Source organism: Mycolicibacterium arcueilense (assembly GCF_058536225.1).
Genome location: NZ_JBZTYL010000005.1, coordinates 240,141 through 254,870, shown reverse-complemented (window position 1 = coordinate 254,870; position 14,730 = coordinate 240,141). Strand labels below are relative to the sequence as shown.

Sequence of the window (14,730 nt, the reverse complement as noted above, 5' to 3'; positions counted from 1 at the left end):
CCATTTCGGCAACTATGTGGCGTTGAGTGCCATTCGCCGGTGGTCATACTTTGTCAGCCTCGGACTGTTCCTGCGGGACGGTCGTCTGTGCGCCGTCCGCGCCTACCCGATAGCGCACGAACGCCGGCACCGCGAGCGCGGCGATCAGCACACCGACGATCACCAGCGCCCCGCCGCCCGCCGCGGCGACCGTGGTGCCCACCGCTGCCGCTGCCGCGCCGTGCAATGTGTCCGCCAGTCGCGGGCCGCCGGCGACCACGACCGTGAAGACGCCCTGTAGCCGGCCGCGCAGTTCGTCAGAGGCCGCCTGCTGCAGGATCGTCGACCGGAACGCGGCCGACACCATATCGGCCGCACCACCAACGGCCAAGAACGCCAACGCAATCCACAACACCAGCCCGGCGCTGCCGCCTGCCGCCCCGCCCGCGACACCGAACCCGGCCATCGCCACGCCCCACACCACGATGGCCACGACCACGGCCAGTCCCTGCCTGCGGATCCGCGGCAGCCAGCCCGAGAAGACGCCACCGGCCACCGCACCCACCGACATCGCTGCCGCCAGCAATGCCATGGCCGTGCCGCCCTCCACCGGACCGCCGAAGCTCTCGTGTGCCATCTGGGGGAAGAGCGCGCGAGGCATCCCGAAGATCATCGCCACCAGGTCGACGACGAACGACATCAACACCACCCGATTACCGGCGAGGTAGCGGAAACCGTCCAGCACCGCCGTCAGGCCCCATCGCGAACCGCCGTCCTCGGTGCTGACCGGCGGCATCGGCGCCAGCCGGAACGTGGCCCAGATCGGCACCAGGCAGCAGATGGCGTCGATGAGATAGAGCGTCGACAGATCCACCCAGTGCAACATCACCCCGGCCAGCAGCGGTCCGACGATCGCACCGAACTGGAAGACCGTCATGTTCAGCGCGTTCGCCGCGGGCAACTGCTCGCCCGGCAGCATCCGTGGGATCGCCGCCGACCGGGTCGGGCTGTTGATCGCGAAGAACGCCTGCTGCACCGACAGCAGACACAGCACCACCCAGACGTTGTTCAGCGACAGCGCGGCCTGCAGCCACAACAGCACCGACGACACGGCCAGGCCGATCGAGGCGATGATCAGCAGCAGCCTGCGGTCCATCGCGTCGGCCCAGGCACCGCCCCACAGGCCGAAGACCACCAGTGGGACGAGCGCGAACAGGCCGGACAACCCGACATAGGCGGAGTTCTCGGTGAGCACGTACAGCTGCACCGGCACCGCGAAGATGGTCAGGTTGGCGCCGATCACCGTGGGGATACCAGCCACCCACAGCCGCCGGAAGTCCGGGGTGCGCAGGGGTGTGGTGTCGGCGAAGAACCTACGCACTAGGGCTGGAGGCGTTCGGCTTGATTGCCGATCACGCGAATTCGGTTGTGTACCCGGTTCTCCCGGCCCTGCCAGAACTCCACGCTCTCCGGCGCGATCAGGTAGCCGCCCCAGTTCGGCGGCACCGGAACCGTTTCGAGATCGGCGAACCGCGCCGTCACCTCGGCGAGCTGGTCGAGCAGCGCCGGGCGCGACGCGATCGGGCTCGACTGCTGCGACGCCCACGCACCGAGCTGCGAACCCCGGGGGCGCTTCGACCAGTACTCCTGGGTGGCCTCACGGCTCACCTTCGTCACCGGTCCGCGCACATGGACCTGGCGCCCCAGCCGGTACCAGGGAAAGGTCGCCGACGCGTACGGATGCGCAGCCAGCTGTGACCCTTTGGCGGAGTCATAGTTGGTGTAGAACGTGATGCCTGTCTCGTCCATGCTCTTGCACAACACGGTTCGGGTGACGGGTCTTCCCTCGCCGTCGGTGGTGGCCACGACCATGGCATTGGCCTCGGCCACCCCGGCGCGGAACGCATCGGCCAGCCAGGTCCGCAACAGCGTCAGCCAACCGGTTGCCGGGTCCTCGCCCAGCCAATCGACGTCCAGGTCGCCGCAGCCGTCCTTCTCCACGTAATCCACGCGCATGGCAGCCAGGTCGTGTTGGTCGTGTTCAGGCGCTGGTCCGGAAGGTATGGCCACCGCGGTAACGCTACGCCTGGACTTGGTGCAACAATCTGGCCATGCCAGCTGTACCGGAAGACTTCGTTGCCGGCCTCGAAGGCGTCGTCGCCTTCACCACCGAGATCGCCGAGCCGGACAAGGACGGCGGCGCGCTGCGCTACCGGGGCGTGGACATCGAGGAACTCGTGGACCGCCGGGTCACCTTCGGCGACGTGTGGGGACTGCTGGTCGACGGCAGTTTCGGCACGGGCCTGCCCCCGGCCGAGCCGTTCCCGCTGCCCATCCACAGCGGCGACGTCCGCGTCGACGTCCAGGCCGGACTGGCGATGCTCGCACCGATCTGGGGCTACGCGCCGCTGTTGGACATCGACGACACCACCGCACGTGACCAGTTGGCCCGGGCCTCGGTCATGGCGCTGTCCTACGTCGCCCAGTCCGCCCGCGGCATTTACCAGCCCGCCGTGCCGCAACGCCGGATCGACGAATGTGACACGGTCACAGCACGTTTCATGACGCGCTGGCAGGGCGACCCGGATCCCAGGCACGTCGAGGCGATCGACGCCTACTGGGTCACCGCCGCCGAACACGGGATGAACGCGTCGACGTTCACGGCCCGGGTGATCGCCTCCACAGGCGCCGATGTCGCGGCCTCCCTCTCCGGCGCGGTGGGCGCGATGAGCGGGCCGCTGCACGGCGGTGCCCCGGCCCGGGTGCTGCCGATGATCGAAGAGGTCGAGAAGTCCGGTGACGCCCGCGCGGTGGTGAAATCCATCCTGGACCGCGGCGACAAGCTGATGGGCTTCGGGCACCGCGTGTACCGGGCCGAGGATCCACGGGCCCGGGTACTGCGGGCCACGGCGAAACGCCTTGAGGCGCCCCGTTACGAGGTGGCCGCGGCCCTGGAGCAGGCGGCGCTGGCGGAGCTTCGCGAACGGCGCCCGGACCGGGCCATCGAGACCAATGTCGAGTTCTGGGCGGCGGTGATCCTGGACTTCGCCGAGGTGCCCGCCTCGATGATGCCCGCGATGTTCACCTGTGGCCGGACCGCCGGCTGGTGCGCGCACATCATGGAACAGAAACGGCTGGGCAAGCTGGTCCGTCCGGCCGCCATCTACGTCGGCCCCGAACCGCGCAGCGTGCAGTCGGTCACCGGATGGGACAAGATCGCCACGTCGTGAGCGGTGCCCGCTTCTTGCGCCGAAACTACGGGTTCTGACGAGTTCAGGGCCATTTCCGTCACAAAGCGTAGTTTCGCGGTTCGTGCGGGTGTCAGAGGGCAGTGGTTCCATGGGACCTGTCCGCCGATGAGATCCGCCTGCCGCGCGGGTCTGCATTGAAACCGCTCACCCACACCAGGAGAAGATCATGGCGATCGAAGTAACACCCGCAGTCCTGCCGCATCTGGTTGTCGACGACGCCGCCGCGGCAATTGACTTCTACATCAAGGCATTCGGTGCCACGGAGCTGGGCCGGGTGCCCGGCCCCGACGGCCGCAGACTGATCCACGCCGCGCTCGGCATCAACGGGTCCACGGTCATGCTCAACGACGACTTTCCCGAGTACAACGACGGCAAGTCGACGACCCCCAAGGCGCTGGGCGGCACCCCGGTGACCATCCACCTCACCGTGACCGATGTCGAGGCCAGTTTCGCCAAGGCGGTCGACGCCGGCGCAGAGGTCATCATGCCGCTGGAGGACCAGTTCTGGGGTGACCGCTACGGCATGGTGCGCGACCCGTTCGGCCACCAGTGGTCACTCGGGCAGCCGGTGCGCGAGGTCAGTCCCGAGGAGATCGCACAGGCCATGCAGTCCGGGCAGTAGCCCACTCCCCCGCCGTCGCGCGCAGTCCATACTGATCTCCTGCCACGAAGGAGATCGATGAACACCCAGCCCACCGACACCACGCCGGCTGCCCGCGCCCTGCGCTGGCGGGTCGTGGACATCGTCGTCGCCAGCGTCCTCGCAACGGCGGCCGGGCTGGTGTTCGTCGTGTGGAACATCGCGTCCAACCCGATCGGCGCACCATTGACGGCGGCGCTTCCGGGTCTACAGGCGTTGCTCGCCGGCGGCTGGTTGTTCGCCGGTGTGCTCACCGCCCTGGTGATCCGCAAGCCCGGCGCGGCCCTGTACGGCGAGCTCGTCGCGGCCACGGTGTCGGCGTTGGTCGGCAACCAGTGGGGTGTGCTCACGCTCGAATCCGGACTGGTGCAGGGGCTCGGCGCGGAACTGGTTTTCGCGGTGTTCCTCTACCGCCGCTGGGGATTGCCGGTCGCGCTGATCGCCGGGGCCGTCGCCGGGCTCGCCCTGGCGATCAACGACCTCATCCTCTGGTATCCCGGTTCGGCCAACACGTTCGCCGCGATCTACACGGTTTCGGCGATCGTGTCCGGCGCACTCGTCGCCGGGCTCCTGTCCTGGTTCGCGGTCAGGGGTCTGGCGAAGACCGGCGCGCTGAGCCGGTTCGCCTCGGGGCGGATCGGCCCCGAGGCTCGATGAGCTCACCGCACGGCGCCGGTGCCACCGTCACGGCGCACACCTGGGGTTGGTGCCATGCCGGACGCGCCGCCTGGGCCGTGCGGGATCTCGATCTGCGGATCGAGCCCGGCGAGCGGGTGTTGCTGCTGGGACCGTCCGGCGCCGGGAAATCGACTCTGCTGCATGGCATTGCGGGATTACTCGGCGGTGCCGAAGAGGGCAGGCAGGCGGGAACACTGCGGGTCGACGGTGCCGCGCCGAGCGAACAGCGTCACCGGATCGGGATGGTGCTGCAGGATCCCGACGCCCAGGTGATCCTGTCCCGGGTCGGTGACGACGTCGCCTTCGGCATGGAGAACCTCGGCGTTCCGCGCGAACAGATCTGGCCCCGGGTCCGAACGGCCCTCGACGCCGTCGGCCTGAAACTCGCTCTATCCCAATCCACCTCGGAACTGTCCGGCGGACAGAAGCAGCGGCTCGCACTGGCCGGGGTGATCGCGATGGATCCCGGGCTCATCCTGCTCGACGAACCGACGGCGAATCTCGACCCCGCCGGTGTCCTCGAAGTGCGGGATGCGGTTGCCGCCTCGGCCGCCCGGACCGGCGCCACACTGATCGTCATCGAGCACCGCACCGATGTGTGGATGCCCGTCATCGACCGCGTCGTCGTGCTCGGCGCCGACGGTCAGGTGATCGCCGACGGAACACCGGATGCGACCATCCGGCGCAATCACGACTACCTGGTCCGATCGGGTGTGTGGGTGCCGGACACCCCGCTGCCCGAGATCACCCGCCACCGGTCCGCAACCCGCGAATCACTGCTGCATGCCACGGATCTCGCACTGGCCCACCCGGGGGATCCGCCGATGCACGTCGGGTTGAACTTCGAGATCGAGGCCGGGCGGACCACGGTGATCACCGGTCCGAACGGGGCGGGCAAGTCGACGCTGGCGCTCACCCTCGGCGGCCTGTTGCCCGTGCCCGCCGGACGTCTCGAGGCACACCCCGACTTCGCCCCTTCCCCGGCTCGCCGCAAGCCCGTCAAATGGCGATCGAAAGAACTGCTCACCCGGATCGGCAGCGTGTTCCAGGATCCTGAGCACCAGTTCCTCACCGCCACGGTGCGCGACGAACTCTCGCTGGGGCCCAAGGCCATCAAGCTTCCCACTGCCGAGATCACCGCCCGCACCGACGAACTCCTCGAACGCCTGCACCTGACACACCTCGGGGCGGTGAACCCCTACACGCTGTCGGGTGGCGAGAAGCGACGCCTTTCGGTGGCGACCATGCTGGCGACCGCGCCCAGGGTGATCATCCTCGACGAGCCGACCTTCGGCCAGGACCGCCGCACGTGGGAGGAGTTGACCCGGTTGCTGGCCGAAATCGCCGATGGCGGTACGGCGGTCGTCGCCGCAACCCACGATCTCGATTTTGCCGACGTGCTCGCCGACGCCCGGATCGTGCTGCCCGACTGGGAGCCCACCGCGGAGACCGCACCATGACCGCGCGCACGATCAACCCGGTCGCACGACTGCTCACCGCGCTGGTCATCGCGGGTGCCCTGGTGCTGTCGGTCGACTGGGTCTCGGCGCTGACCGCACTGGCCGGGGAGATCGTGTTGTTCGCCGTGGTCGGTGTGCGACTGCGGGCGGCGCTGACCCGAGGTGCGGTGGTCGCCCTCGCGGCCACGCTCACCGCGATCACCATCCTGCTCTACGGGCAGGTCAGCGGAACGGTGTACTGGCACTTCTTCCTCGTCACGATCAGTGACGGATCCATCGCCCTGGCCGCCGCCACCTTCCTCCGGGTCCTGGCCATCGCACTGCCGTCGGTCATCCTGTTCATCGACGTCGAATCGACGGAATTGGCAGACGGTTTGGGTCAGGTGCTGCGACTGCCGGCCAGGTTCGTGATCGGCGCCCTGGCCGGCCTGCGACTGGTCGGGCTGCTCGGACAGGACTGGCAGTATCTCGGCTATGCCAGGCGGGCCCGCGGGGTGGCCGACCATGCGAGAGTGCGCCGGATCGCGGGGCAGACGTTCGCCTTGCTGGTGTTCGCCGTGCGGCGCGGGTCGAAACTTGCCACCGCGATGGAAGCCCGCGGGTTCGGCGCCTACCCCACGCGCACCTGGGCCCGGCCGTCGCCGTTCGGCGTCCGCGAATTCGCCTTGATCGCGGCGGGATTCGCCATTGCCGCCGCCGCCATCGGCGTGTCGGTTTCCTCCGGAGCCTGGAACTTCATTGGCACTCGATGAGATCCTGGGCCGGCTCGGCCCCGCCGCGACGACCGTGCTGATCGACGGCCGTTCCGGGTCGGGCAAGTCGACGCTGGCGGCACAACTGCACGAGAGCTGGGCCGATTCCGTCGTGGTCCGCCTTGACGACATCTACCCGGGATGGGACGGATTGGCGTGGGCCGCAGAGCATGTGCAGCATTCGCTGCTCGAGCCACGGGCGGCCGGGCATAACGGACACTGGCGGCAATGGGATTGGGCCACCGCCGCTCCGAGTGGGCACCACGAGGTCGAACCCGGGCAACGGCTGATCGTCGAGGGCATCGGGGCGCTCACCCCGGCCGGCCGGGCGCTGGCCGATCTGGGTATCTGGGTCGACGCCGACGACACCGAGCGCAAGCGCCGGGCACTGGACCGCGACGGCGAGACCTACCGGCCGTACTGGGACCGGTGGGCCGCCCAGGAGGACGAGTTCATCGCGCGGTTCCACCCCAGGGCGTGCGCCGATCTGATCGCGGTGCTGACCGCAGGCAGGTTCGAATTCACCGCTCCCGGTTAGGGTCGACGCGGAACAACCGGAGGGGAGAGTCGATGCTGGACTGGCTGGCGCAGCTCGTGCAGCCGCTCAACACCACGCTGTTTGTGTTGGGCGGCGACGCGGTCAGCTGGGCCGAGCTGCTGGGCTTCCTCACCGGCGGGCTGTGCGTGGCGCTGACCGTGCGCAGGCACATCGCCAACTTCCCGGTGGGTATCGCCAACTGCCTGTTTTTCCTGGTGCTGTTCACCTCGGCCCGGCTGTGGGCCGACGCCGGTCTTCAGGTGCTCTATATCGCACTGGGTTTCGCCGGGTGGTGGCAGTGGCGGTACGGCAACGCCGGTCGCACCCCGCTGATGGTCACCCGGGCCCGACCGGACCAAATCGGTTGGTGCATTGGCGTTGTCGTAGCCGGCACGGCTCTGCTGACGGTCATCCTGCGCGCCGCCCACGACGCGGCCCCGTTTCTCGACGCGCTCACCACGAGCCTGTCACTGGTCGCGCAGTGGCTGCTGAACGGGAAGTACGTCCAGACCTGGTACTTCTGGATTGCCGCCGACTGCGTCTACATCCCGCTGTACGTGAGCCGGGACCTGAACCTGACCGCGGCGATCTACACGGTGTTCCTGGTGCTGTGTCTGTCGGGGCTGCAGTCCTGGCGGAAGGTGCGGGTGCCATGAGCGAGTTCGGTCACGGCCTGTTCATCGGCAAGTTCTATCCGCCCCATCGCGGACACCACGCCGCCATCACGGACGCGGCGAACCGGTGCGACCGGGTGAGCGCGCTGGTGATGGCGGCCGCACCGGAGACTGTGCCGCTGACCGATCGGGTGGACTGGCTCCGAGAGACACACTCGGCGCAGACCAACGTGACCGTCGCCGGAATCCCTTGCGATGCACCGCTGGACGTCACCGACCAGCGCGTGTGGGCAGCGCAGGTGGCTGCCATGCGGGCCGGGTTGCGGGCGGCAGGCTGCCCGGCCGAGGTCGACGCGGTGTTCTGCGGCGACGACTACGGTGACGAGCTGGCACGCTGGTTCGACGCCGCGAGTGTGCGGATCACCCGGAGCCCGGTCAGCGCCTCGGCCGTCCGCCGCGACCTGGCCGGCCGGTGGCTCGAACTGGCCCCGGCCACGCGCGCGGGGCTGACGACCCGGGTCGTCGTGCTCGGTGCCGAGTCGACGGGGACGACGACGGTCGCTGCGCAACTGCAGCAGCACTATGCGGCACGCGGCGGAGTGTGGGCCACGACGCGCAACGTCGAGGAGTACGGTCGCGAGCACACAGCCCGGCTCTGGGAACGCCAACCCGACCGCGCCATCGACGAATTGGTGTGGGATCGCACCGATTTCGATTACATCGGGGCCGAGCAGAACCGCCGGGAGGAAGCCGCCGCTCGCGACGGCTCACCGATCCTGGTGTGTGACACCGACGCGTTCGCCACCGCGGTCTGGGAACGCCGCTATCTCGGGACGGCCGCACGCAGCGGTCAGCCCTGGACCCGGGTGCCGCGCCGTGCGGTGTATCTGCTCACCGACCACACAGACGTGCCGTGGCACGACGACGGCATGCGGGAGGGAGACCTGGATATGCGGGCGGCGATGACCGGTTGGTTCGCCGATGCTCTGACCGCGGCCGGGCACTCCTGGGTGCTGTTGACGGGCTCGCTGTCCGACCGTGTCGAGTTGGCGCTACGCACCGTCGAACCGCTGGTGGAGCTTTCGATGCGCTTCGGGGAGCCGTTGCACGGGCCCGGCTTCGAGTAATCCCGAGCCGGGCCCCGGCAACTCAGTGTGCCTGCAGGCTCGCGGTGAGTCGCTGCCGCACAGTCGGTTTCGGTGCCGTCGCGGCGACCGCGACCATCTCGTCGACCGAGGTGAACTTGTCCCGTGGACGGTCCTCGCCACCGCGGGCGATCTCGGCGGCGTCGATCGCCCGCCACCCGGCGGCGTCGACCATGGCGGGCTGGCGGGTACGCACCAGCTTGTCCAGGGCGGCCGCCTTGTGCACCGGATCGGTCAGCGCGCCGGCGTTGTAATCGTCGACCAGCTGGTGCACGGTCTGCGCCGCGCATGACTTGTTGGTGCCGATGAAGCCGGTGGGCCCGCGCTTGATCCAGCCGGCCACGTAGGCGCCCGACGCACCGCGCACGCGTCCGGCGTCGTTGGGCACTACGGCGGCATCGTCGTCAAACGGAAGATCGGCAATTGCCTTGCCGCGGTAGCCGATCGAGGTCAGCACCAGGCCGGCCTCCAGCTCACGCACCTGATCGGTTCCGGTGAGACCGAATTCGATGCCGGCCACCCGGTCCTCGCCGAGCACACGCTGCGGGGTGAGACGGTAGGCCAACCGGATCCGCGGCCGGGTCAGCGGTGCGGACGCATTGCCCAGCTTGGTCAGGATCTCCAGCTTGTTGCGGGTCAGCGGATCGGTCTCGCGGGCCAGATCTGCGACCACCAGCTGGTGATCGGCCTCGTCGAGCACCACGTCACAGGTCGCGGTCAGGCCGATCAGCTCAGGCAGGGTGAAGGCCGATTCGGCGGGGCCGCGGCGGGCCGCGATGACCACCTCGGAGACCTTCGAGTTGCGCAGGGCCGCCAACGCGTGATCGGAGATGTCGGTGCGGGCCAACATATCCGGATCGGTGGTGAGCACCCGGGCGACGTCGAATGCGACGTTCCCGTTGCCGACGATGACCACCCGCTCGTGGCTCAGGTCCACCGGCAGATCGGTGAACTCCGGGTGCCCGTTGATCCAGGCCACCATCTCGGTGGCGGTGCCCGTGCCGGGCAGATTCATGCCGTCGATGTCGAGCCGTCGGTCGTTGGGCGCACCCACCGCGTACAGCACGGCGTGATGGTGCTCCAGCAGGTCGGCGTGCGACAGGTGCTTACCCACCTCGACGTTGAGGTAGAACCGGAAACCGGGCTGCCTGCCGATGGTGTCGAACAGCGTCGTCACCCGCTTGGTGCTCTGATGGTCCGGTGCCACACCGGCACGCACCAGCCCGTAGGGCGTCGGCAGCTTCTCGAACACATTGACGCGCACGCCGCGCTGCGTCAGCAGTTCGTCGGCCGCGTACATGGCGGCCGGGCCGGAGCCCACGATGGCCACCGTCAACGGACCGCCTGGCCGCGCCGCCACATGCGGTGCCGCGATCACCGGCGCCAGCTTCGACGTCGGCGGCAGCTTGCCTTCCCGCTTCGGGTAGAAGGCGGCGTTCAACTCGATGAACGGCAGCTGCTTGTCCGTGAGCTTGGTATCGGCCGCGATGGCGCCGACCGGGCAGGCGCTCACGCACGCGCCGCAGTCCACACACGCCTCGGGGTCGATGTAGAGCATCTCGGCCGTCGCGAAGCCCGGCTCATCCGGTGAGGGATGGATGCAGTTCACCGGGCACGCGTAGACACAGGACCCGTCGCTACAACACGACTGGGTGATCACGTGGGGCATCTAGAACCTCTGCAGACCTTGCGCTTTCCGGACGAGCTTCAGGCGACCGAGACCAGGTGCTCGCGCTGTGGCTCGCTACGGTAGCGGCTCGGCGCCCCGTCGATCTTGCAGATCCGCCAGATCAGCTTGGCGATCGGGTTCATCAGGCCGGTGTCGTGGCACAGCATGCGGACATCACCGAACATGTCCCGCAGCATCTTGCGCGACTCCGGCGAACGGAAGAACAACTCCTTGCGCACCGAGCGCGGGATGTCGAATTCCTTCCAGAACGTGCGCGGCGGCACGATGATCGCCGAGCACAGGATGCGCATGGTCAGCGGCACGAACAGCGACAGGATCCAGCGCTGACGACGACGCAGGTTCGGCACCCGCTTGTGCAGGTACTGGTGTGCGAACGAGATGTGCCGCGCCTCCTCGGCGACGTGGATCGCCATCACCCGTTCCATGATCGGGTGCAGGGCCTTGCCCTCGCGCAGCACGTTCTTCTGCGTGTGGTCGATGGGCTCCTCGCCGGCGAGCACGCCGAAGAAGAACGGGATCGGCAGCGGGCCCGCAGCCAGCGGGATGAGCGGCTGCAGCCACTTGAGCAGCCGCGGCATGCCCGGCACGTCCATGCCGATGCGGTTGACCATCTCCTGGAACATCAGGGTGTGGTTGCACTCCTCAACCGATTCGTGCAGGCAGTACCGGTATTCCGGCGAGCCGTTGGGCACCCAGAACGAGTACTCCATCAGGCCGCGAATCAGGATGTTCTCGAAGTGCAGGCCGACCTTGGCGACGTTGGCCTGGCGCCACATGCCGATCTCGATCTGCCGCTCGACCGGCTGCGCCTGGTACCACGGGTGACCGCCCATCGGGTCGGTCCCGGGCAGGATCCAGCGCGGATCGTTGGGGATGACGGCAAATTCCGGAGAATCCCAGTCGATGTCCTTGTACGGGTTGAAATTGCGTCGCACCGAGCCCTCGGACAGCGTCGCGAGCATGTCGGTGTACTGAATGTCGTCGCTGACGTCCATGTTCTTGCGCCAGCGCCTGACCATCTTGGTCCGAGCCATGTTGCAGACCTCTCTATACTTGTCTGAGGTTTACATCTACCCACCTGTTGTACAAACGGTACCGCAGGTATCGAGTAAAAGTCCATGCCTGATTTGAATTGTTTGCCGATAGGTGACCGCACGTGGTCGATCTGAAGACCGAAGACCAGGTAGAGGCGATGGCGGCGGCCGGAGCTGTGGTAGCCGACACACTGCAAACAATTGCCAGTCAGGCCGCTCCGGGCCATACCACGGCCGATTTGGACCGAATCGCCGCCGATATCCTCGCCGCGCATCACGCCTCCTCGCCGTTCCTGAACTACCACCCGCGGTGGGCGCCCAAACCCTTCCCCGCGGTGCTGTGCGTGAGCGTCAACGACGCCGTGGTGCACGGCATCCCCGACGACACCGTCCTGGCCGACGGCGACCTGGTGTCGGTGGACTTCGGAGCAATCCTCGACGGCTGGTGCGGAGACTCCGCCCGCAGCTTCGTCGTGGGCACCGCAGCAGCGGCCGACACCGCGCTGATCGAGGCGACGGACGCAGCCCTGGCCGCGGGGATCGCCGCGGTACGGCCCGGCAACACCCTCGGTGACGTCGGACACGCCATCGCCTCGGTGGCCCGCGAGGCCGGCTACGGGCTGCTGGCCAACCACGGCGGCCACGGGATCGGGCGCACCATGCACGAGGCGCCACACGTCCCCAACTCGGGACGGCCCGGCCAAGGCATGACATTGCAGCCCGGACTGGTGATCGCGATCGAGCCGATGCTGATCGCCGACGGCACCACGGGCTACGTCCACGACCCCGACGGCTGGACACTCCGCAGCGCCACCGGAGCCCGCGCCGCGCACAGCGAACACACTGTGGCGCTCACCACCGACGGTGCCCGAATTTTGACGCGGTAGCGGCCGACTTTAGGCTGGTCCCATGGCTGAACTGATCATCCCCGCCGATATCAAGCCCCGCGATGGCCGTTTCGGATGTGGACCCTCCAAGGTCCGCCCGGAGCAACTGACCGCGCTGGCCGCTGCCGGGGATCTGTTCGGCACGTCCCACCGGCAGGCACCGATCAAGAATCTCGTCGGCCGCGTCCGCGACGGGCTGCGCGAGCTGTTCTCGGTTCCCGATGGCTACGAGGTGATCCTCGGCAACGGCGGCTCGACCGCATTCTGGGATGCCGCGGCGTTCGGTCTGATCGACAAGAAATCGCTGCACCTCACCTACGGGGAGTTCAGCTCGAAGTTCGCCTCGTGCGTGGCCAAGAACCCGTTCATCGGCGACCCGATCATCGTCAAGACCGATCCGGGCACCGCACCGCAGCCGCAGTCCGACCCGTCGGTCGACGCCGTCGCCTGGGCCCACAACGAAACCTCGACCGGCGTCTCGGTGCCGGTGCAGCGCCCGGCCGGTGATGCGCTGGTGCTGATCGACGCCACCTCGGCCGCCGGCGGCCTGCCCGTCGACATCGCCGACACCGACGCGTATTACTTTGCGCCGCAGAAGAATTTCGCCGGCGACGGCGGCCTGTGGCTGGCCATCGTCAGCCCCGCGGCACTGGCCCGCATCGAGGCCATCGGCGCATCGGACCGCTGGGTGCCCGATTTCCTGTCGCTGCCCATCGCGGTCGAGAACAGCCTCAAGAACCAGACGTACAACACCCCGGCGATCGCCACGCTGATCCTGCTGGCCGAGCAGATCGACTGGCTCAACGGCAACGGCGGGCTGGACTGGGCCGTCAAGCGCACCGCAGACTCCTCGCAGCGGCTGTACTCGTGGGCCGAGGGCACGTCGTTCGCCACCCCGTTCGTCACCGATCCGGCCCTGCGCTCGCAGGTCGTCGGCACGATCGACTTCAGCGATTCGGTGGATGGCGCCGCAGTCGCCAAGGTGCTGCGCGCCAACGGGATCGTGGATACCGAGCCCTACCGCAAGCTCGGGCGTAACCAGCTGCGGATCGGCATGTTCCCGGCCGTGGAGCCCGACGACGTGAGCGCCCTGACCGCCTGCGTCGACTGGGTCGTCGGCCAGCTCTGAGCAATCCTTCGATCCCGGTAGCCCTCCGCCAGCGTGTCAGCCCGGTAACGGGCTGATAACGCAGTAGGGTTCGCGCAGGAGGTCAGGTCGGTATGCGAGAACTCAGAGTCGTTGGATTGAACGTAGACGGCAGACGCATCATCTGCGAAGACGACGACTCCAAAGAGACGTTCAGCTTGCGTGTCGACGACCGGTTGCGCGCCGCGATGCGCGGCGACAAGGTCACCTCGAATCAGCCCGAGATCGATGTAGAGGTGCAGAACGTGCTGCGACCCAAGGAGATTCAGGCAAAGATCCGCGCCGGCGCATCGGTCGAGCAGTTGGCCGCAGCAGCCGGAGTGCCGATCGAACGGGTCGAGCGATTTGCCCATCCGGTATTGCTGGAGCGCGCGCGGGCGGCCGAGTTGGCCACCGCAGCGCATCCGGTACTGGCCGACGGACCCGCCGTGCTGACACTGCTCGAAACCGTGACGCAGGCCATCGTGGCGCGGGGCCTCGATCCCGATTCAATCGCCTGGGACGCCTGGCGTAATGAAGACAGCCGCTGGACCGTGCAGCTGGCCTGGAAGGCCGGTCGGTCGGACAACGTCGCGCACTTCCGCTATTCCCCCGGGGCCCACGGCGGCACCGTCTCGGCGTCGGACGACGCGGCCCGCCAGCTGATCAACCCCGATTTCGACAGGCCGCTGCGCCCGGTCGCTGCGGTCCCGCATCTGTTCGACAACCACGAGGCCGAGACCCACGACGTCCCGGCGGCGGCACCCGAGCAGTTCAGCCGGCCAGCCGAACCTATGCCCGCGCCGGCTCCCCCGGCGCCCAAGCGCAGCCGCAAGGCCCGTGCGACGGTTCCGGCCTGGGAGGACGTGCTGTTGGGCGTGCGTTCCTCGGGCACCCAGCCCTGATCGTTTTCGTGGAGTCAGTGCTGAAGATTGC

15 protein-coding genes are annotated in these 14,730 nt (G+C 68.2%); 11 read left to right on the top strand and 4 right to left on the bottom strand.

Annotation, left to right across the window (positions count from 1 at the left end):
• Positions 1-43: 43 nt before the first annotated feature.
• Complete coding sequence (locus AC4LGL_RS02300) at positions 44-1,360, bottom strand: MFS transporter (RefSeq protein ID WP_491837430.1); 1,317 nt, start codon at positions 1,358-1,360, stop codon at positions 44-46.
• On the bottom strand, positions 1,360-2,049 hold the full coding sequence (pdxH, locus tag AC4LGL_RS02295; RefSeq protein WP_491837429.1) for a pyridoxamine 5'-phosphate oxidase: 690 nt from the start codon (positions 2,047-2,049) through the stop codon (positions 1,360-1,362). Before pdxH ends, AC4LGL_RS02300 begins: the two co-directional genes overlap by 1 nt.
• 41 nt (positions 2,050-2,090) lie before the next feature.
• On the opposite strand from pdxH, the gene AC4LGL_RS02290 reads away from it, so the two are divergent.
• From AC4LGL_RS02290 to AC4LGL_RS02255, 8 genes are all read left to right on the top strand, one after another.
• Positions 2,091-3,209: a citrate synthase 2 gene (locus AC4LGL_RS02290; RefSeq protein WP_491837428.1), complete on the top strand. Its 1,119-nt coding sequence runs from the start codon at positions 2,091-2,093 to the stop codon at positions 3,207-3,209.
• 187 nt (positions 3,210-3,396) lie between these two features.
• Positions 3,397-3,852 carry a VOC family protein gene (locus AC4LGL_RS02285; protein ID WP_491837427.1) on the top strand — a complete coding sequence of 152 codons (456 nt, stop codon included), beginning with the start codon at positions 3,397-3,399 and terminating at the stop codon, positions 3,850-3,852.
• 57 nt (positions 3,853-3,909) lie between these two features.
• Positions 3,910-4,527 carry an ECF transporter S component gene (locus AC4LGL_RS02280; RefSeq protein WP_064883622.1) on the top strand — a complete coding sequence of 206 codons (618 nt, stop codon included), beginning with the start codon at positions 3,910-3,912 and terminating at the stop codon, positions 4,525-4,527.
• Complete coding sequence (locus tag AC4LGL_RS02275) at positions 4,524-6,008, top strand: ABC transporter ATP-binding protein (RefSeq protein ID WP_491837426.1); 1,485 nt, start codon at positions 4,524-4,526, stop codon at positions 6,006-6,008. The genes AC4LGL_RS02280 and AC4LGL_RS02275 overlap by 4 nt, the downstream gene beginning before the upstream one ends.
• Positions 6,005-6,760 carry an energy-coupling factor transporter transmembrane component T family protein gene (locus AC4LGL_RS02270; protein ID WP_491837425.1) on the top strand — a complete coding sequence of 252 codons (756 nt, stop codon included), beginning with the start codon at positions 6,005-6,007 and terminating at the stop codon, positions 6,758-6,760. The genes AC4LGL_RS02275 and AC4LGL_RS02270 overlap by 4 nt, the downstream gene beginning before the upstream one ends.
• Positions 6,747-7,298 carry an AAA family ATPase gene (locus AC4LGL_RS02265; RefSeq protein WP_491837424.1) on the top strand — a complete coding sequence of 184 codons (552 nt, stop codon included), beginning with the start codon at positions 6,747-6,749 and terminating at the stop codon, positions 7,296-7,298. The genes AC4LGL_RS02270 and AC4LGL_RS02265 overlap by 14 nt, the downstream gene beginning before the upstream one ends.
• A gap of 32 nt (positions 7,299-7,330) precedes the next feature.
• Positions 7,331-7,954 (top strand): nicotinamide riboside transporter PnuC, encoded by a 624-nt coding sequence (gene pnuC / locus AC4LGL_RS02260; protein ID WP_491837423.1) that lies wholly within the window; start codon positions 7,331-7,333, stop codon positions 7,952-7,954.
• Positions 7,951-9,039, top strand: coding sequence for an AAA family ATPase (locus AC4LGL_RS02255; RefSeq protein WP_491837422.1), 1,089 nt, complete (start codon positions 7,951-7,953; stop codon positions 9,037-9,039). Before pnuC ends, AC4LGL_RS02255 begins: the two co-directional genes overlap by 4 nt.
• A 22-nt stretch (positions 9,040-9,061) precedes the next feature.
• On the opposite strand, the gene AC4LGL_RS02250 is transcribed toward AC4LGL_RS02255, so the two are convergent.
• Together AC4LGL_RS02250 and AC4LGL_RS02245 are read right to left on the bottom strand one after the other, a co-directional pair.
• The gene (locus tag AC4LGL_RS02250; RefSeq protein ID WP_491837421.1) at positions 9,062-10,726 is read right to left on the bottom strand and encodes a 4Fe-4S binding protein; all 1,665 of its coding nucleotides are present in this window, start codon (positions 10,724-10,726) and stop codon (positions 9,062-9,064) included.
• A 38-nt stretch (positions 10,727-10,764) separates the two neighbouring features.
• Positions 10,765-11,781 carry an AurF N-oxygenase family protein gene (locus tag AC4LGL_RS02245; protein WP_491837420.1) on the bottom strand — a complete coding sequence of 339 codons (1,017 nt, stop codon included), beginning with the start codon at positions 11,779-11,781 and terminating at the stop codon, positions 10,765-10,767.
• Between the two features lie 122 nt (positions 11,782-11,903).
• On the opposite strand from AC4LGL_RS02245, the gene map reads away from it, so the two are divergent.
• From map to sepH, 3 genes are all read left to right on the top strand, one after another.
• Positions 11,904-12,668, top strand: a complete 765-nt coding sequence (gene map, locus AC4LGL_RS02240) for a type I methionyl aminopeptidase (RefSeq protein ID WP_491837419.1) — start codon at positions 11,904-11,906, stop codon at positions 12,666-12,668.
• Positions 12,669-12,690: 22 nt separating this feature from the next.
• A complete protein-coding gene (gene serC, locus AC4LGL_RS02235) occupies positions 12,691-13,797 on the top strand; it encodes a phosphoserine transaminase (RefSeq protein WP_491837418.1) in 1,107 nt (368 codons plus the stop codon).
• 92 nt (positions 13,798-13,889) lie between these two features.
• Complete coding sequence (sepH, locus tag AC4LGL_RS02230) at positions 13,890-14,699, top strand: septation protein SepH (RefSeq protein WP_491837417.1); 810 nt, start codon at positions 13,890-13,892, stop codon at positions 14,697-14,699.
• Positions 14,700-14,730 lie beyond the last annotated feature (31 nt).

Excerpts from the sequence above, each read along its gene's own strand:
- AC4LGL_RS02275 (WP_491837426.1), top strand. The coding sequence starts at position 4,524 with ATGAGCTCACCGCACGGCGCCGGTGCCACCGTCACGGCGCACACCTGG.
- AC4LGL_RS02255 (WP_491837422.1), top strand. The coding sequence starts at position 7,951 with ATGAGCGAGTTCGGTCACGGCCTGTTCATCGGCAAGTTCTATCCGCCC.
- pnuC (WP_491837423.1), top strand. The coding sequence starts at position 7,331 with ATGCTGGACTGGCTGGCGCAGCTCGTGCAGCCGCTCAACACCACGCTG.
- serC (WP_491837418.1), top strand. The coding sequence starts at position 12,691 with ATGGCTGAACTGATCATCCCCGCCGATATCAAGCCCCGCGATGGCCGT.
- AC4LGL_RS02290 (WP_491837428.1), top strand. The coding sequence starts at position 2,091 with ATGCCAGCTGTACCGGAAGACTTCGTTGCCGGCCTCGAAGGCGTCGTC.
- AC4LGL_RS02270 (WP_491837425.1), top strand. The coding sequence starts at position 6,005 with ATGACCGCGCGCACGATCAACCCGGTCGCACGACTGCTCACCGCGCTG.
- AC4LGL_RS02285 (WP_491837427.1), top strand. The coding sequence starts at position 3,397 with ATGGCGATCGAAGTAACACCCGCAGTCCTGCCGCATCTGGTTGTCGAC.
- AC4LGL_RS02280 (WP_064883622.1), top strand. The coding sequence starts at position 3,910 with ATGAACACCCAGCCCACCGACACCACGCCGGCTGCCCGCGCCCTGCGC.
- AC4LGL_RS02245 (WP_491837420.1), bottom strand. The coding sequence starts at position 11,781 with ATGGCTCGGACCAAGATGGTCAGGCGCTGGCGCAAGAACATGGACGTC.
- sepH (WP_491837417.1), top strand. The coding sequence starts at position 13,890 with ATGCGAGAACTCAGAGTCGTTGGATTGAACGTAGACGGCAGACGCATC.
- AC4LGL_RS02250 (WP_491837421.1), bottom strand. The coding sequence starts at position 10,726 with ATGCCCCACGTGATCACCCAGTCGTGTTGTAGCGACGGGTCCTGTGTC.